Here is a 16675-nt window from a genome sequence, read left to right on the forward strand (position 1 = left end):
GGCTCCGTTACTGCGAAGCGCCGCTCGCGTCGGGAGCGGCCGGCACGGGCGGCTGGACCGGTGCAGCCGAAGGGGCGGCGGCCGGTGCGGTACCGAGGCCCGAGCTGCCCCCGCCTGGCGTGCTCGCCCCCGCTGGCGGCTGAGCAGGCTGCGGTTGCGACGCGCCGGCCGACAGCGCGGCAGCCGACGCGGCCACTTCCGACGCCGGCACCCATTCCTCGACGATGCCACCCGATGCCGCCTCCGGCGCGGAGGCGGCCGAGGCGGCCGATTCCGTGCCGGTGTCAGCCTCGGGCGCGCGCTCCACCCGCTGCGTCCTGGCCGGCGCGGGCGCCTTCTCAGGCTTGGGCGGGAACCATGTGTCGAACAGATCCGTCACGCGCTCGCGCAGCGACGCGAACCAGCCCGGCGACGGCTCGGTATCGAATTTCGCCTTCGTGTCGACGATCCGGGCGCGCTGCGCACGCTGGAAGAAATCGCCGACGATCGGCAGCGCGCTGTGCGCACCCTGCCCCCAGTAATCGCTGCGCAACGTCACGCGGCCGTCGTCGAAACCGACCCACGCGCCGGCAACGAGGCCGGGCTGCATCAGGATGAACCAGCCGTCCGCGTTGTCCTGCGTCGTACCCGTCTTGCCGGCCACGTCGCCGCGAATCCCGAAGCGCGTGCGGATGCTGCCGCCCGTGCCCCGCGTCACGACGTCGCGCATCACGCTGAGCAGCGTCTTGTCGGATTCGGCGTCGAGCGCGCGCTCCGGCGGCGCCGGCGCGTATTCGGCGAGCACGTCGCCCTGGCGGTTCTCGATGCGCGTCACCATCTGCGGCTCGACATACAGCCCGCCGTTCGCGACCGTCGCGTACGACGCGACCATTTCCTTCAGCGTGACCGGGCTCGTGCCGAGCGCGAGCGACGGCACGCGTTCGAGCGGGCTTTCCCGCACGCCCATGTCGCGCGCGAGCCTGGCGACGGAGGCCGGCCCGACCTTCTCCATCACCTGCGCGGTGATCCGGTTGCGCGACAGCGCGACCGCGTCGCGCAGCGTCATCGGCTTGCCCGTCGGCGGCACGTCGTCGTTCGGCCGCCAGATCTCGCCGCCCTTCAACGGGATCTCGACCGGCTGGTCGATGAACGTGTCGTCCGGCTTCATCCCGTTCGCGAACGAGACGCCATAGACGAACGGCTTGAACGTCGAGCCCGGCTGGCGCCGCGCCTGGGCGACGTGGTCGAACGGCTCGCTGGTGAAGTCGCGGCTGCCGACCCACGCGCGGATCTGCCCGTTGCGCGGGTCGATCGCGAGGAAGCCGGCCTGCACGTCGGTCTTGGTCTTGCACAGCGCACGCATGAACCCGCGGTCAGCCGCGAGCAGCTTCATCGCGGCCGCGTCGTCCTTGCCGGCGTCCTGCGCGGCCTTGTACTCGGGCGACTCGCGCATGAAGGTGCGGAAGACCTCGTTGTCGGTGCCGCAGCCGTCGCGGCCGCTCCACGCGTTGTTCGCGATGCCCTGCAACTGGTTGCCCTGCAGCGTGAGCGCCTGCGTCGCCATCTGCTGCAACCGCGAGTCGATCGTCGTGCGCACGATCAGCCCGTCCGAGTAGATGTTGTAGTCGTTGCGGTCGGCCCACGCGATCAGCCATTTGCGGAGTTGCTGCGCGAAATGCGGCGCCGGCCCGGGCGGCTCCTTCTGGCGCTCGAAATCGATCCGCAACGGCCGGCGCTGCAATTGCGCGAACTGCGCGGGCGACAGCTTGCCGTACTTCACCATCTGGCCGAGCACCGTATTGCGCCGCTGCAGCGCGCGCTCGGGGTTCAGCACCGGGTTGTAGTAGCTGTTGCCCTTCAGCATCCCGACGAGCGTCGCGCTGTCGAGCACGTCCAGCTCGTCGGCGGACTTGTCGAAATAGGTGCGCGCGGCCATCTCGACGCCGTACGCGTTGTACAGGAACGGCACCGTGTTCAGGTAGGTCTCGAGGATCTGGTCCTTGCTGTAGACGGCCTCGATCTTCAGCGCGGTGATGGCCTCCTTCACCTTGCGCGTGAGCGTCGGCGCGCGGCCGATTTCGTCCGGATACAGGTTGCGCGCGAGCTGTTGCGTGATCGTCGAGCCGCCCTGGCGGCTGCCCGAGAACGTATGAAGTGCGGCCGATGCCGTGCGCTTCCAGTCGAGGCCGTGGTGCTCGTAGAAGCGGTGATCCTCGGTCGCGATCAGCGCATCGACCATGTGCGGCGAGATCTGCCTGAGCGGCACCCATTCCCGGTTCGACGGCTTGAATTCGGCCAGCAGCTTGCCGTCGGCGGACAGCACCTGCGCGGGCTGGTCGACACGCGCCTTGCGGATGTCGCCGATGCCCGGCGTAAACGGGATGAGCACGACCACGTACGCCACGAACAGCGCCGGCACGGCGGCGCCCGCGAGCAGCACGCCGCGGCGCGTAGGATGACGCAGGTGGTGCCACGCAACGGCGGCGAGAGGCTTGACCCTCGCGACGGCGGCAGCCGCGACGGGTTGGGCGCGCGCAACCCATCTGGCACAGAAGTCACGCACTGACGACACGTTTCGGCGATTCACGCGGGTGGAGCTCGGCTGAAAAGGGTGCATCGTACCAAACTCGCGCGGCCGGCCGAACCGCGACGGCGTCGCGCCCGCCTGCGCGGGCGGCCGGGTGCCGGTTCACACGCAAAAAAGGCGCGCGCTCCCTGACGGGAACGACGCGCCAAGCCTGGTACGACAACGGGAAGCCGCGCAACGCGCGGCCGATCGGCGCGGCGACTCAGCGCACGAGAAAACCGTAGGTCAGCGGATCGCGCTCGTCGACGATCCAGTTCGCGAACCCGCAGATATGCGCGCTGCCTTCCACTTCCGGAATCACGGCCGGCATCCCGCCGACCGTCGTTTCGCGCAGCACGCGCCCCTTGAAGACCGTGCCGACGATCGATTCGTTGACGAGCGTGTCGCCGGCCGCGAGCAGCCCGCGCTGGTAGAGCTGCGCGACCCGGCCGCCGGTGCCGGAGCCCGTCGGCGAGCGGTCGACCTCGCGATCCGCGAACACGCAGCAGTTCGCCTGCGTCGAGCCCGGATGGCGCGGCGCGTTCGCGATGATCGTGCCGTAGATGTGGTTGATTTCCGGAATCTCCGGATGCACGACCGGGTATTTCGCGTTCGCGGCGGCCTTCACTTCCGCGCCGAAGCGGATCAGCCTTTCCACTGCCGCTTCGCGCACCGGCAGGTCGAACGGCGCGCCGTCGACGTAGAAATAGAACGCGCCGCCGTACGCGATATCGCCGGTCACGGTGCCGAACGACGGCGTCTCGACCGACACGTCGCGCTGCCAGATGAACGACGGCACGTTGACGAAGCGCACCGGCCCCGCATGCTCGCCGTCCCACTTCACGAACGCCTCGATGAAGCCGCACGGCGCGTCGATGCCGACCCGCGTTTCCGGCACCGTGCGCTGCACCCAGCCGAGTTCGACGGCGGCGGTCGACAGCGCGATCACGCCGTGCCCGCAATGGTCGCTGTAGCCTTCGTTGTGCACGAAGATCACGCCGAAATCGGCATTCGGCGACACCGGCTCGGTGAGGTAGCCGCCGTACATGTCGGCGTGGCCGCGCGGTTCGAACATCAGCGCGCGGCGGATCTCGTCGGCGTTCTCCTTGAGCCACGCGCGGCGCTGGACGATCGTGTCGCCCGGCAGTCTCGGCAGCCCGCTCGTGACGATGCGGAACGCTTCGCCGCCCGTATGCACTTCGACGGTGGAAAGGGATCGGGAAATTTTCATGGTCGATCGGATGCATGGAAACGAAGGACGGCGGTCGCGCCGCCGTCCGGTGACAGGCTTGTGCGGCGCCTGGTGCGTCGCTGGGTCGCTTACTTCGCGTACGGCTCCGGCAGGCCGTTGCGGATCACGTAGACGGTCGTCGGCGCGCCCTTCAGGTCGCCGTTCGCGTCGAACGAATAGGTGCCCGCGACGCCCGCGTAGTTCGACTTCGCGAGCTGCGCGATCAGCTTCGCCTTGTCGGTGGTCGTACCGGCCTTGACCATCGCGTCGGCGAGCAGCTTCATCCCGTCGTAGTAGTTCACGCCATAGACCTGCGTATCGGTGTGATACGTGTCGTGGTACTTCTTCAGGAATTCGCGGCCGGCCGCCGTCTTCTCGAGCGCGACGCCGCCCTGCGCGCAGTAGACGATCGACGCCGCGTCGCCCGCGACCTTGCCCATGTCGGCCGAGCAGATGCCGTCGCCGCCGAGCAGCTTCGCGCGCAGGCCGCGCTGCTTCATCTGCTTGGCCATCGGCGCACCTTGCGCCGCATAGCCGCCGAGGAAGATCACGTCGGGGTTGCTGGCCTTGATCTTGGTGAGGATGCCGAGGAAATCGGTGGCCGACGAGTTCGTGTATTCCTGGTCGACGATCCTGATCCCGTTCGCCTTCGCGACGTTCATGAACTGTTCGGCGACGCCCTGCCCGTACGCGGTGCGATCGTCGATCACGGCGGCGGTTTTCGCGTTCAGCGTCTTCGCGGCGAACGTGGCCATCGTGCCGCCGAGCTGCTCGTCGCTCGCGCCGATCCGGAAGATGTTCTTGAAGCCCTGTTTGGTCAGCGCCGGGTTCGATGCAACCGGCAGCATCGGCACGCCGGCATTCGAGTACACGCGCGATGCGGGAATCGCGACGCCCGAGTTGTACGGGCCGAGCACCGCGACGACGCCCTTGTCGACGAGGTTCTGCGCCACCTGCACGCCCGCTTTCGGGTCGGCCTGGTCGTCGTCGGAAACCAGTTTGAACGTGACGCTCTTGCCGGCGACCTTGATGCCGGCCTTGTTGAGTTCGTCGACGGCGAGCCGCGCGCCGTTTTCATTGTCCTTGCCGTTCGCGGCCTGCGGGCCGGTCAGCGGCGCCGAATGGCCGATCATCACGACTTCCTGCGCGTGCGCGGAAGTCAGCGCGCCGGCGGCGATGGCCACCGAAAGCGCGGTAACGAGGTGTCGCATGATGTCTCCTGATTGGTTTTGTGTGAAACCAATGTAGGACACGCGTGGTCACCGCGCAAGCAATTTCAAAATAAAGTGTTCGATTCTGGTCATTTTTCAGACCAGAACGATTTCGACGCGGTCACTTCGGCGCGATGTCGCGCCGCACGCGGCGGATGTGCTGTTCGACATAGAACGCCGCCGCATCGGCGTCGCCCGACACGATCGCCTCGTAGATCAGCCGATGCTCGGACACGTAGAGCCGGATCCGGCCCGCGTCGTAGATGCCGTCGTCCTTCAGCCGCTTCCACAGCGGCTGGTCCATCGTCTTCGCGACTTCGTCCGCGATCTTCACGATCAGCGGGTCGCCGGTCATCAACGCGAGTTGCCGGTGGAACAACCGGTCGCTCTCGTTCCACAGCGCCCGCTGATGCGGATCGTCGACGTCGGTAATGGTTTCCATCTGGGCCAGGTAGCGTTCGGCGCCGGCGTCGGCCCGGCCGTGCGCGGCCGCGAGGCGCGCGATCGCCGGCTCGAGGATCAACCGCACGTCGAGCGTCGAAGTCGGGCTGAAATCGGCTTCGGACGCCTCGTGCGTGTCGCCGCGCTGCGCGAGCACGTCGAGCGGCGCCGCGACGACGTAGGTGCCCGAATTGCGCTTCGTGAACACGAGCCCTTCGTTCTGCAGCGCGCCGAGCGCTTCGCGCACGGCCGGTCGGCCGACCTGGAACAGCCCCGCGAGCTCGCGCTCGGACGGCAGCCGCGACTCGGCGGCGTAGCGCCCCGCGCGGATCTCGTCGCGGATCTTCTCGGCCACCTGCTCGTAGATCTGCAGCGGCTTGAATCCGCCTTCGAGTGAGTCGGGACGCGCGGACATCATCGTGTAGCTCCTGCCCGGTCGCGGGCGTGAATCTGGAATGGGTTCGCACTATACCGGAGCGCGCCGGCATCGAGGCCAAGGCAGCCCTTCTGGACAGATATTAGAACCAAAAACGGCGAGGCGCTTTATTTTCTGGGTTGCGGGCAGGCCAGAAAGTGGTATAGATTCGATCCACACTGCCCTGTGCCACGGTATCCGGCAGCTTTGTGGCGGGCGCGGGATGCGCCCGTCGTCCACGCTCACCGACGCATGCGACGTACACGATGACCGCGCTTTCCCCGATTCCCGTTTTCGATGCGGCCGACACGGCCGCGCTGCTCGACTACCCGGCGCTGCTCGCCACGCTCAGGCAGGCCGTCGCCGACTATGCGGCGGGCGAGATCGTCAGCCCCGAGCGCCTGGTCGTGCCGCTGCAGGCCGGCGGCGTGATGCTGTCGATGCCGTCGAGCGCGCGTGACCTCGCGACCCACAAGCTCGTGAACGTGTGCCCGGGCAACGGCGCGCGCGGGCTGCCGACGATCCTCGGCCAGGTGACCGCGTACGACGCGACCACCGGCGAGATGCGCTTCGCGCTCGACGGCCCGACGGTCACCGGACGCCGCACGGCGGCCATCACCGCGCTCGGCATTCAGGCGCTGCACGGCGCCGCGCCGCGCGACATCCTGTTGATCGGTACCGGCAAGCAGGCGGCCAATCACGCGGAAGCGCTCGCGGCGATCTTTCCCGACGCGCGCCTGCACGTGCGCGGCAATCGCGCCGACAGCGCGGCGGCATTCTGCGCCGCGCACCGCGCGCACGCGCCGCATCTCGCACCGCTCGACGGCGACGCGGTTCCCGATGCGATCGACGTCGTCGTGACGCTGACGACGAGCCGCACGCCCGTCTACCGCGAAGCCGCGCGCGAAGGCCGGCTGGTGGTCGGCGTCGGCGCGTTCACCGCGGACGCCGCGGAAATCGACGCGAACACCGTGCGTGCCAGCCGGCTGGTCGTCGACGATCGGGCCGGCGCCCGCCACGAGGCCGGCGACCTGATCGTCGCGCAGGTCGACTGGCAGCAAGTCGCGTCGCTCGCCGACGTGCTGGGCGGCGCATTCGACCGTACCGGGCCGCTGCTGTTCAAGAGCGTCGGCTGTGCGGCGTGGGATCTGGCCGCGTGCCGAACCGCGCGCGATGCGCTGGACGCGCGCCGGGCCGGCTGATCCGGCAGCACGACCCGCCCGCCCCGCACACGGCACGTCACACCGGGGCCGCCCCGGCGATTTCCCGTACGCGTTGTAGGAATCGCCCTACAACGCGTCGCCGCGGCCTACATCAACTTCCAATTCGGCCGATTTCATTTTCGGCGGCGCAACACGATACTGCCGGCATGAATGCCAGCCAGTTGCCCGCCGCGCTCCGGGTGTTTCTCGTCGATCACGCCGTCGCCGTCCGACAGCGGATCGCGCTGCTCGTCGGCGCGATCCGCGGTGTCGCCGTCGTGGGCGAGGCGGAAGACGGCCAGGACGCGTGGACGCACATCCGCAGCAGCCAGGCGGATGTCGTGATCGTCGACCTGCGGCTGGCGGACGGCAGCGGCCTCGACCTGATCGGGACGCTGTCGAAAGCCGCGCCGCGCATTGTCACGATCGTGCTGACGAATCACTCGGCGCCGGCATTCAGAGAGGCATGCGCGTCGGCTGGAGCCGACTATTTCTTCGACAAGACCGTCGAATTCGACGCCGCATGCCGCGTCATCGAATCCCTGGTGCACGCTCGCGTGCACCACCCCTGACGAGCCGGAGTGACTCATGTCCACAGCCACCGCCTGCGCCGCCGACGTATCCATCACGCCCCGGCCGACGATTCCGCTTCGCGCGGTCACGCGTGCCGACGCCGCCAAGCATCCCGCCGCGCGCTGCTCGGCGTGCGCGATGCGCTCGATGTGCCTGCCGCCGCAACTGACGGCCGCCGAATACGGCCGCCTCGACGCGATCATCTGCACGACCCGGCAGGTGCGCCAGGGCGACGCGCTGTTCCGCACCGACGATCCGTTCCAGAGCATCTATGCGGTGCGCGCGGGTTCGTTCAAGACGGTGATGATGCATCGCGACGGCCGCGAACACGTGACGGGCTTCCAGATTGCCGGTGAAACGCTCGGGATGGACGGTATCGGCAGCGGCCAGCACTGCTGCGACGCGATCGCGCTCGAAGACAGCGTCGTGTGCATCATCCCGTTCGGCGCGCTCGAAGCGGCGTGCCGCGAGATCAAGCCGATGCAGCACTTCCTCTACCAGATGCTGAGCAGCGAGATCGTCCGCGAATCGAGCCAGATGCTGCTGCTCGGCACGATGTCGGCCGAACAGCGGGTCGCGCAATTCCTGCTGAACCTGTCGTCGCGCTTCGAGGCACGCGGCTATTCGGCGACGGAATTCAACCTGCGGATGACGCGCGAGGAAATCGGCTGCTATCTCGGGATGAAGCTCGAAACCGTCAGCCGGATGTTCTCGCGGTTCCATCGCGAAGCGCTGGTCGAAACGCGCGGCAAGCGCGTGCGCATCATCGACTCGCAAGCGCTCGCCCGGGTCTGACCGGCCGCGCCGACGCCCGGCCGCCGGCGCGGCATCGCGTGCGATGCCTCATTGCGCCGGGCTGCCTGCCGCCGCGTCGCGCAGCCCCACCCTTGCACCGCCCGCCTGGCATGCGATCAGCGCCTGTTCGGCCTGCTTGAACGCGCGGCGAAGCGTGTCGTCCAAATCGTCGCCGACACACGCCGGCAGCAGCCAGCGCGACGTGTCGTGCATCACGAGGTCGAGCCGCACGTCGAACCGGCGCGCGCCATCGGCCGCGGCACGCGATTCGATGGCGAGGTGGCAGCCGCCGATCAGCGCGCGGAAGCGCTCGAGCCGCACCAGCAGCGCGCCGGCTTCGGCTTCGATCGCGGCGGTACCCGCGAATCCATGGCAGGCGATCTGCATGCCCACGCCCATGTCGTGTCTCCTGACGGGGCCGCCCGCTCGTCGACCGCCTTGCATATGCCGCCCGCATCGAAATGCGGCGGCAGGTGTTGCCCGTGGCACGGCGCGATTTCTTCGATCGCGGCCCGGCCGATAGTCTGCCCGCGCCTTCGTCGGCGCGGGATCGTTCATACGTTGAAGGTCTGCGACGCCTTCATCTCGATCCACGTCATGCCTGCCCGCAGCCCTTCGATCATCGCCTCCCGCTCGGTCGGATACGCATGGCTGTGCTCGAACGTATGGTGAAAGCGCATGGCGCCGGCGCCATGCTCGACCGACACGCGGCAGCGGAATTCGCCCGATTCGCACGGGCGCGTCTCGACTTCGACGGACCAGTCGCGTTCATGAATGTTGCCCTGCAGTGTCATGCACCCTCCTGCTGTATCCGTCTCAGAGCCGGAAGTGGCCGCTGTGCAGCAGCACCGGCCGGCCGCCGATTTCCTCGAGCATGCGTCGCGCCATCGCCTCGATCGCCGACCGGTGCGCGTCGAATGCGGCCAGCAGGTCGCGTTCGAGCAGCGACGGCGCGCCGAAATGATCTTCCAGCGCCTCGGCCGTGACCGCGCACTGCACGCAACGTCCGTCGACCAGCGCCGAAAACGCCACGACCAGATCGCGTGCGCAATATTCGGGCGGTTCCGGCGGGAAGGCAATCTGCATCTGTCCGCCTGTCATCGTCGTGATCGCTCCATGACAAGAGCATAGTGGCGCGCGCGCCTCCACGCTTGACCCACGTCAACGGGTTCGCTGCGCCGCACGATGGACGGCGGCAGCGTGCCGCCGCGGCTAGCGACGACACGCTCGCTCGCTTTCAACCCGCCTTCAACCGACGCTCAACCCGCGTCGGGCTCGATCGTCGCGCCGCGTTCCGCGAGCAGTTCGCGCAGCACGCTGCGGTGGCAATGGCGTTCGTCGTCGCAATAGCAGCCGATCGAGAACGCGGTGGTCGCCGACAGGGCCGCCAGCAGATCGAGCACCTTCGGCGCATCGCCATGCGCCATCTCCGCGCGGAAGTGACGCCGGAACGCATTCCATTCGGCGTCCGTTTCGGCGGCCTGCGCCTGCGCGACGAGTTCCGGGCTCGGCGACAACGTCGGCAGCCATACATCATAGTAGTTGCGCGACGCGAATTCCGCCTTCGGCACGCCGCGCGGCGGCCGCCGCACCGTGCCGATCCGCAGGCCCTCGCCGGCCGCGCGCGGCGTGCCGAGCTGGATGATCCGGATGCCCATGTCGCTCCTGTTCGTGTTGCGTCCGATTGCGTGATCGTACCGCCGCGCCTGCGCCCGCGTCAGCCGGGTGGCGGACATTGCGGCCGCACAACGAAAAACCGGCTGCCCCCTTGCGGGAGACAGCCGGTTCGGCCAGCCGCGCGGCGCGCCGGGGCGCGCGGCGATCAGACGCCGCTCTTCAGCACCTTGCCGATCGCATCGGCCACGATGGCGACGTTCGAGTCGTTCAGGCCCGCGACGCACATCCGGCCCGAACGCAGGATGTACACGCCGTGCACTTCGCGCAGCGCGTCGACCTGCGATTCGGTCAGGCCCGTGTACGTGAACATCCCGCGCTGCTTCACGTAGCGCGTCAGTGCCTCGCCGCTGACATGGTCGCGCAGGCCGTCATGGATCGACTGGCGCATCCGCGCGATGCGGCGGCACATCGCCGCCAGTTCCTCTTCCCACTGCTTGCGCAGCGCCGGCGTGCCGAGCACGGCGGCCACGACCTTCGCGCCGTAGGTCTGCGGGTTGCTGTAGTTCGAGCGCACGGCGCCGGCCAGCTGGCCGAGCACGCGGTCGGCCGCCGCGGCATCCTCGCAGACGACGCTCAGGCCGCCCACGCGCTCGCCGTACAGCGAGAAGTTCTTCGAGAACGAGTTCGCGACCAGCGCCGGCACGCCGCGGCGGGCCAGTTCGCGCACCGCGAACGCGTCCGCGTCGAGGCCCGCGCCGAAGCCCTGGTAGGCCATGTCGACGAACGGCAGCAGCCCGCGCGCCTCGATCACGTCGATCAGCTTCTCCCACTGGCCTTCGTCGAGGTCGACGCCGGTCGGGTTATGGCAGCACGCGTGCAGCAGCACGATGCTGCGCGCCGGCAGCGCGTCGATCGCCGCGAGCATCGCGTCGAACTTCAGGCCGCCCGTCGCCTCGTCGTAGTACGGATACGTGTTCACCGTGAAGCCGGCGCGCTCGAAGATGAAGCGGTGGTTTTCCCAGCTCGGATCGCTGAGCCACACCTGCGAATCCGGGAAATAGCGCTTCAGGAAATCGGCGCCTACCTTCAGTGCGCCGGAGCCGCCGAGCGTCTGCAGCGTCGCGATGCGGCCGGCCGCGCGGGCCGGGTGATCGGCGCCGAACACGAGCGCCTGCACGGCGTCGCGATACGCGGCGAGGCCGACCATCGGCAGGTACGGCTTCGCGCCGAGGTCGCGCTGTAGCGCGGTTTCGGCTTCGCGCACGGCGCCCATGACCGGAATCCGGCCTTCGGCGTCGAAGTAGATGCCGATGCTCAGGTTGACCTTCTGGTCACGCGGATCTTTCTGGAAGTTCTCGTTGAGCGTCAGGATCGGGTCGCCCGGGTACGCGTCGATGTGTTCGAACATGGCTTGAGTCTGTCTCGTTTGGAAGAATGATCGGGCCGGCCTGCGTCAGCGTGCGGATGCGCCGTCGTGCACCGCATAGCCTGCATTCTTCTGACGGAAGCGATACCCGACCGCGAGCACCGCGAGCCATACCGGGATCAGGTACACCGACAGGCGGAGATCCGGCGTCAGGTACATCACGACGAGAATGCCGGCCATGAATGCCAGGCACAGGTAATTCGTGAAAGGATAGCCCAGACTGCGGAAGGAAGTCTCCTCCCGGGCCGCACGCTTCGCCTGGCGGAACTTCAGGTGGATCAGCGTGATCATCGCCCAGTTGATGATCAGCGCCGACACGACGAGGCCCATCAGCACCTCGAACGCCTTGCCCGGCATGAAATAGTTGACCAGCACGCACACGCCGGTCGCGAGCGCCGACGCGCCGAGCGCGGCGAGCGGAATGCCGCGCTTGTTCACCGAGCACAGCACCTTCGGCGCATTGCCCTGCTGCGCGAGGCCGAACAGCATCCGGCTGTTGCTGTACACGCCGCTGTTGTAGACCGACAGCGCGGCCGTCAGCACGACCACGTTCAGCACGTTGGCCACCAGGTTGCTGCTCAGCGCATGGAAGATCAGCACGAACGGGCTGCCGCCGGTGACGACCTTTTCCCACGGATACAGCGACAGCAGCACGGCGAGCGCGCCGATGTAGAAAATCAGGATCCGGTAGATCACCTGGTTGGTCGCGCGCGGAATGCTGCGCTTCGGATCGTCGGCCTCGGCCGCGGTGATGCCGATCAGCTCCAGCCCGCCGAACGAGAACATGATGGCGGCCATCGACATCACGAGCCCCGACACGCCGTTCGGGAAGAAGCCGCCGTGCTGCCACAGGTTCCGGACGCTCGCCTCCGGGCCTGCATGGCCGCTCGCGAGCAGCCAGCCGCCGAAGCCGATCATGCCGACGATCGCGGCGACCTTGATGATCGAGAACCAGAATTCCGTCTCGCCGTACGACTTCACGCTCGCCAGGTTGAGCAGGTTGATCGCGACGAAGAACACCAGCGCCGACACCCAGGTCGGCACGCCAGGCCACCAATACTGCACGTAGATCCCGACGGCCGACAGCTCGGCCATGCTGACGAGGATGTACAGCACCCAGTAGTTCCAGCCCGACAGGAAGCCGGTGAAGTGGCCGACATACTTGTTGGCGAAGTAGCTGAACGAGCCGGCGACGGGCTCGTCGACGACCATCTCGCCGAGCTGGCGCATGATGAAGAACGCGACGATGCCGGCCACCGCGTAGCCGAGCAGCACGGACGGGCCGGCCATCTTGATCGTCTGCGCGATGCCGAGGAACAGCCCCGTGCCGAGCGCGCCGCCGAGCGCAATCAGCTGGATGTGCCGGTTCTTCAGCCCGCGCTTCAGGCCGTCGCTCTCGTTTCCAGAAACCATGTCTTCTCCACTCTGTCCGCCTCCGCCTGAAGCGGGGTGCGGTGCGCCTCGGTGTGCCGGGCGCTGTTTTGCTGTGCCGGGGCCGTTCGTGGAGCCGCCGGGTTGGGGACTGCAATCTTCGCGTGGCGGCGCCCGATTCGCGTCGGCGTCCCCGCCAGACCGGCCGCCGACCGTCGCCGCGCCCGCCTTGCTGCGATCGCACACGAAAATCCGGCGTCAGTTTAGCGTCGCGACGGCGAAATCGGGTTTCGTAACCCGTTCATGCAAACCCTACATTATGAGATAAGATTGCATCCAGGAGACGGATGAGGAAATAAAAATGCATGAACCGGTTCTGGATCGCCTTGATCGGCACTTGCTCGCGATCCTGCAGGAGAACGGGCGCGCGTCGAACCTCGATCTGGCGAAGGCGGTCGGCCTGTCGCCCGCGCAGACACTGCGCCGCCACCGGCGGCTGGAGGAAATCGGCGCGATCCGCCGCTACGAAACCCGGCTGTGCCCCGACACGCTCGGTTTTGGCGTCACCGCCTTCGTGCACGTGACGATGGAGCGCGGGCATATCCGCGACCTGTCGAAGTTCCAGAAACTCGTGTCGGATCTCGCGCAGATCCAGGAGTGTTTTTCGGTGACGGGCGATATCGACTACGTGCTGAAGGTCGTCGCACGCGACCTGAAGGGACTGTCCACGTTCCTGCTCGAGACGCTGATGCGCATTCCCGGCGTGAGCGGCGTGCATTCGAGCGTGTGCCTCGACGAGATCAAGTGCACGAGCGCGATGCCGGTGGAAGGCTGACGCACCGGGCCGCACGCGCGGCCCGCTTACCTCACCGCCTCGAACGCACTGATCAGCAACGCCCCCGCCGCGATCACCAGGCAACCGGCCGTCCGGCGCGGCGTCAGCCGCTCGCCGAGATATACGCGCGCGATCAGCGCCGCGAACACCACGCTCGTTTCCCGCAACGCCGACACCGGCCCCATCGGCGCGCGATCCATCGCCCAGATCACGATGCCGTACGCGAGCGCCGCGAACACGCCGCCGCACGCGGCCTTCGCCGTTTCGCCGACATCCTGCGTCAGCCGTAACGGCCCCGCCCGCAGCCGGTAGTACGCGGCCATCATCGCGCCCGTCAGCACGAACATCCACGCGGTATAGCCGACCGTGTTGCCGCTTTCCCGCACGCCGATTCCGTCGACCACGCTGTAGGCCGCGATCGACACGCCGGTCGCGAACGCGGTCGGCAGGACCTGCATCATCCGGTGCTTCGCGTCGCGCCCGCGCTCCAGGCCGATCGCCAGGATGCCCGCGCAGATCAGCACGAGCCCGCATTGCGCGCCGGCATTCAGGTGCTCGCCCGCAAACGCCGCCGCGCCGAGCGTGACGAGCAGCGGCGCGGTGCCGCGCGCGACCGGATACGCGACGGTCAGGTCGCCGTGCTCGTACGCACGCACCAGCAGCAACGTATAGACGACGTGGATCACCGCCGATGCGACGACGCAGAGCCAGCTCGCGGGCGTGATCGGCGCCGCTGCCGGCAGGAACAGCAGCGCAAACAGCCCGATCGCGATCTGCAGCACGGTGGCCGAGCGCAGCCGGTCGCCGCTGCTGCGCACGAGCGCGTTCCATGACGCATGCAGGAATGCGGCACACAGAACGGCAAACAGGACGGGGATCGGCACGACGAGTACTCGCTGACGGTCGGCCACGCGAAATCGTCGCCGCAGGGCGTTCATCGTATGAATACGTCATCCGATTGTCAAAAAGCTTGCGCGATGCAGCACGTTGCGCGAACCGGGCAGCGATGCCCTTTCGTCCGCCCGGCGCGGCATCCGCGGCAATCGCCCCGCCCGCCGCGGAATGTGACGCAAAGGTGGCAGGCGGTCTGCCCCTTTCCGTTCTCTTTCGCCTTGCGTCCCGGCGTAATGAAATCGATACCGCAGCGCAATCGGCGCGAAACCACTCCGTCCCCATATCTTCATACGCGGCTGTTCCAATGCGCGTGCTCTCTCACGAGCTCCGCGCCGAACCGACACGGCGACGAAGCCGCTCTCCACCATCGAAGACCTTACCTGGAGTTTCCCGATGTTCCGTCAAGCCTTGCTCGTCACCGCCTGCGCAGCCGCGGCGCTGGCGCTGTTCGCCTGCGGCGGCAGCGACGATCCCACGTCGACGCCTGCCGTGTCGTCACAGTATGCGCTGCAGACCGCCACGCCGATCAAGCACGTCGTCGTGATCTATGGCGAAAACATCTCGTTCGACCACTACTTCGGCACCTACCCGAACGCGACGAACCCGTCGGGCGAACCGGCGTTCACCGCAAAAGCCGGCACGCCGACGCCGAACGGCCTGACGGGCACGCTGCTGACCGCGAACCCGAACTTCACGAACACGGCCAACGGCACCGACGCGGCGAACCCGTTCCGCCTCGATCGCACGCAGGCCGCGACCGCCGACCAGAACCACGCGTACACGGCCGAACAGCAGGCCGAGGACAACGGCCTCGCCGACCTGTTCCCGAAATACACCGGCAAGGGCTCGTCCGGCGGCGCAGGCGCGTTCGGCACGAAGGGCCAGGTGATGGGCTACTTCGACGGCAACACCGTGACCGCACTGTGGAACTACGCGCAGCGCTTCGCGATGAGCGACAACACGTACACGACGGTCTATGGGCCGTCGACGCCGGGCGCGCTGAACGTCGTGTCGGGCCAGACCAACGGGATGCAGATCGTGAAGACGTCGAAGCAGCCTTCGACGCTCGCAGCCTCGTCTTACTACATCAATGACGGCCAGGGCGGCCTCACGATGATCAACGACGTCGACCCGGGCTTCGACGTGTGTTCGAGCACGACCGACCAGGCGATGATGACGGGCAAGAACATCGGCGACCTGCTGAACGCCGCGAAGATCACGTGGGGCGGCTTCATGGGCGGCTTCAACCTGTCGACGACGAACGGCAACGGCACGACGGGCTGCGCGCGCAGCACGGTCGCCACCGCCGTGAACGCCGCGACGGCCGACTACATCCCGCACCACAACTGGTTCCAGTACTACGCGTCGACCGCGAACCCGCAACACACGCGCCCGAGCTCGGTCGCGGCAATCGGCTCGAGCTTCCAGGCCGACGGCAAGACCGCCGAACCCGCGAACCACCAGTACGACACGGACGACTTCTTCGCCGCCGTGAAGGCCGGGAACTTCCCGTCGGTCAGCTACCTGAAGGCCCCGGCCGCACAGGATGCGCACGCGGGCTATTCGGATCCGCTCGACGAGCAGGCGTTCGTGACGAAGGTCGTCAACTTCCTGCAGCAGCAGCCGGACTGGCAGAACACGGCCGTGATCGTCACCTATGACGACTCGGACGGCTGGTACGACCACGTGTACACGGCGCCGACCCACGCGTCGTCCGACCCGGTCGACCAGGTCAACGGCAACGGCAAGTGCGGCACGGGCGGCACCACCGGCGTGAACGGCGCGACCGTGAACGGCCGCTGCGGCCCGGGCGTGCGCATTCCGCTGATCGTGATCTCGCCGTACGCGAAGCAGAACTACGTCGACCACACGATGCTCGACCAGTCGTCCGTCGTGCGCTTCATCGAGGACAACTGGCTCGGCGGCCAGCGCATCGGCGGCGGTTCGTTCGATGCGACGGCCGGCGACCTGCGCGCGCTGTTCGACTTCACGTCGAAGCCGAACACGACGCCGCTGTACCTCGACCCGACGCTCGGCACCGCATTGAGCGCGGCACCGGCAATCTGACCGGTATTGCATGACCGCATGGCCGGCGCCTCACGCGCCGGCCGTTTCCGTT

General features: G+C 67.8%; 16 protein-coding genes. 5 read left to right on the forward strand and 11 right to left on the reverse strand.

The window, feature by feature from the left end; all coding sequences use genetic code 11:
• Window positions 1-7: 7 nt before the first annotated feature.
• The 4 genes from L810_RS15135 to L810_RS15150 form a co-directional block, all read right to left on the reverse strand.
• Window positions 8-2596, reverse strand: a complete 2589-nt coding sequence (locus tag L810_RS15135; RefSeq protein ID WP_042974844.1) for a penicillin-binding protein 1A — start codon at window positions 2594-2596, stop codon at window positions 8-10.
• Window positions 2597-2768: 172 nt separating this feature from the next.
• Entirely contained in the window at window positions 2769-3776 is a 1008-nt protein-coding gene (lhpH, locus tag L810_RS15140; protein ID WP_021159162.1) for a trans-3-hydroxy-L-proline dehydratase, read from the reverse strand.
• 89 nt (window positions 3777-3865) lie between these two features.
• The gene (locus L810_RS15145; protein WP_021159163.1) at window positions 3866-4987 is read right to left on the reverse strand and encodes a branched-chain amino acid ABC transporter substrate-binding protein; all 1122 of its coding nucleotides are present in this window, start codon (window positions 4985-4987) and stop codon (window positions 3866-3868) included.
• Window positions 4988-5108: 121 nt separating this feature from the next.
• Complete coding sequence (locus L810_RS15150; protein ID WP_021159164.1) at window positions 5109-5846, reverse strand: FadR/GntR family transcriptional regulator; 738 nt, start codon at window positions 5844-5846, stop codon at window positions 5109-5111.
• A 263-nt stretch (window positions 5847-6109) separates the two neighbouring features.
• Between L810_RS15150 and lhpI the strand changes: the two genes are divergently transcribed.
• The 3 genes from lhpI (at window position 6110) to L810_RS15165 (ending at window position 8413) form a co-directional block, all read left to right on the forward strand.
• A complete protein-coding gene (gene lhpI / locus L810_RS15155) occupies window positions 6110-7045 on the forward strand; it encodes a bifunctional Delta(1)-pyrroline-2-carboxylate/Delta(1)-piperideine-2-carboxylate reductase (protein WP_042974847.1) in 936 nt (311 codons plus the stop codon).
• Between the two features lie 167 nt (window positions 7046-7212).
• Window positions 7213-7617, forward strand: a complete 405-nt coding sequence (locus L810_RS15160) for a response regulator transcription factor (protein ID WP_021159166.1) — start codon at window positions 7213-7215, stop codon at window positions 7615-7617.
• Window positions 7618-7633: 16 nt separating this feature from the next.
• Window positions 7634-8413: a helix-turn-helix domain-containing protein gene (locus L810_RS15165; RefSeq protein ID WP_021159167.1), complete on the forward strand. Its 780-nt coding sequence runs from the start codon at window positions 7634-7636 to the stop codon at window positions 8411-8413.
• A gap of 48 nt (window positions 8414-8461) precedes the next feature.
• On the opposite strand, the gene L810_RS15170 is transcribed toward L810_RS15165, so the two are convergent.
• From L810_RS15170 to L810_RS15195, 6 genes are all read right to left on the reverse strand, one after another.
• Window positions 8462-8812: a hypothetical protein gene (locus L810_RS15170; protein ID WP_021159168.1), complete on the reverse strand. Its 351-nt coding sequence runs from the start codon at window positions 8810-8812 to the stop codon at window positions 8462-8464.
• Window positions 8813-8967: 155 nt separating this feature from the next.
• Window positions 8968-9207: a hypothetical protein gene (locus tag L810_RS15175; protein ID WP_021159169.1), complete on the reverse strand. Its 240-nt coding sequence runs from the start codon at window positions 9205-9207 to the stop codon at window positions 8968-8970.
• 22 nt (window positions 9208-9229) lie between these two features.
• Window positions 9230-9514 carry a DUF1488 domain-containing protein gene (locus L810_RS15180; protein WP_042974849.1) on the reverse strand — a complete coding sequence of 95 codons (285 nt, stop codon included), beginning with the start codon at window positions 9512-9514 and terminating at the stop codon, window positions 9230-9232.
• A 158-nt stretch (window positions 9515-9672) separates the two neighbouring features.
• Window positions 9673-10071, reverse strand: coding sequence for a DUF488 domain-containing protein (locus L810_RS15185; RefSeq protein ID WP_021159171.1), 399 nt, complete (start codon window positions 10069-10071; stop codon window positions 9673-9675).
• 164 nt (window positions 10072-10235) lie between these two features.
• Entirely contained in the window at window positions 10236-11438 is a 1203-nt protein-coding gene (locus tag L810_RS15190) for an amino acid aminotransferase (protein WP_021159172.1), read from the reverse strand.
• Between the two features lie 45 nt (window positions 11439-11483).
• Window positions 11484-12869: an amino acid permease gene (locus L810_RS15195; RefSeq protein ID WP_021159173.1), complete on the reverse strand. Its 1386-nt coding sequence runs from the start codon at window positions 12867-12869 to the stop codon at window positions 11484-11486.
• A 319-nt stretch (window positions 12870-13188) separates the two neighbouring features.
• Between L810_RS15195 and L810_RS15200 the strand changes: the two genes are divergently transcribed.
• Entirely contained in the window at window positions 13189-13662 is a 474-nt protein-coding gene (locus tag L810_RS15200; RefSeq protein ID WP_021159174.1) for an Lrp/AsnC family transcriptional regulator, read from the forward strand.
• 26 nt (window positions 13663-13688) lie between these two features.
• On the opposite strand, the gene L810_RS15205 is transcribed toward L810_RS15200, so the two are convergent.
• Window positions 13689-14600: an EamA family transporter gene (locus L810_RS15205; protein WP_051392267.1), complete on the reverse strand. Its 912-nt coding sequence runs from the start codon at window positions 14598-14600 to the stop codon at window positions 13689-13691.
• Between the two features lie 349 nt (window positions 14601-14949).
• Between L810_RS15205 and L810_RS15210 the strand changes: the two genes are divergently transcribed.
• Window positions 14950-16623: a phospholipase C gene (locus L810_RS15210; RefSeq protein WP_021159176.1), complete on the forward strand. Its 1674-nt coding sequence runs from the start codon at window positions 14950-14952 to the stop codon at window positions 16621-16623.
• Window positions 16624-16675: the final 52 nt, after the last annotated feature.

Origin of the sequence: Burkholderia sp. AU4i, assembly GCF_000466765.1 — a bacterium.
In the GTDB taxonomy this organism is placed as follows: Bacteria; Pseudomonadota; Gammaproteobacteria; order Burkholderiales; family Burkholderiaceae; genus Burkholderia; species Burkholderia cepacia.

Coding starts and splice junctions, on each gene's coding strand:
- lhpH (WP_021159162.1), bottom strand. CDS start 3,776: ATGAAAATTTCCCGATCCCTTTCCACCGTCGAAGTGCATACGGGCGGC.
- L810_RS15190 (WP_021159172.1), bottom strand. CDS start 11,438: ATGTTCGAACACATCGACGCGTACCCGGGCGACCCGATCCTGACGCTC.
- L810_RS15195 (WP_021159173.1), bottom strand. CDS start 12,869: ATGGTTTCTGGAAACGAGAGCGACGGCCTGAAGCGCGGGCTGAAGAAC.
- L810_RS15200 (WP_021159174.1), top strand. CDS start 13,189: ATGCATGAACCGGTTCTGGATCGCCTTGATCGGCACTTGCTCGCGATC.
- L810_RS15175 (WP_021159169.1), bottom strand. CDS start 9,207: ATGACACTGCAGGGCAACATTCATGAACGCGACTGGTCCGTCGAAGTC.
- L810_RS15145 (WP_021159163.1), bottom strand. CDS start 4,987: ATGCGACACCTCGTTACCGCGCTTTCGGTGGCCATCGCCGCCGGCGCG.
- L810_RS15150 (WP_021159164.1), bottom strand. CDS start 5,846: ATGATGTCCGCGCGTCCCGACTCACTCGAAGGCGGATTCAAGCCGCTG.
- L810_RS15170 (WP_021159168.1), bottom strand. CDS start 8,812: ATGGGCGTGGGCATGCAGATCGCCTGCCATGGATTCGCGGGTACCGCC.
- lhpI (WP_042974847.1), top strand. CDS start 6,110: ATGACCGCGCTTTCCCCGATTCCCGTTTTCGATGCGGCCGACACGGCC.
- L810_RS15160 (WP_021159166.1), top strand. CDS start 7,213: ATGAATGCCAGCCAGTTGCCCGCCGCGCTCCGGGTGTTTCTCGTCGAT.
- L810_RS15180 (WP_042974849.1), bottom strand. CDS start 9,514: ATGACAGGCGGACAGATGCAGATTGCCTTCCCGCCGGAACCGCCCGAA.
- L810_RS15205 (WP_051392267.1), bottom strand. CDS start 14,600: ATGAACGCCCTGCGGCGACGATTTCGCGTGGCCGACCGTCAGCGAGTA.
- L810_RS15185 (WP_021159171.1), bottom strand. CDS start 10,071: ATGGGCATCCGGATCATCCAGCTCGGCACGCCGCGCGCGGCCGGCGAG.
- L810_RS15135 (WP_042974844.1), bottom strand. CDS start 2,596: ATGCACCCTTTTCAGCCGAGCTCCACCCGCGTGAATCGCCGAAACGTG.
- L810_RS15210 (WP_021159176.1), top strand. CDS start 14,950: ATGTTCCGTCAAGCCTTGCTCGTCACCGCCTGCGCAGCCGCGGCGCTG.
- L810_RS15165 (WP_021159167.1), top strand. CDS start 7,634: ATGTCCACAGCCACCGCCTGCGCCGCCGACGTATCCATCACGCCCCGG.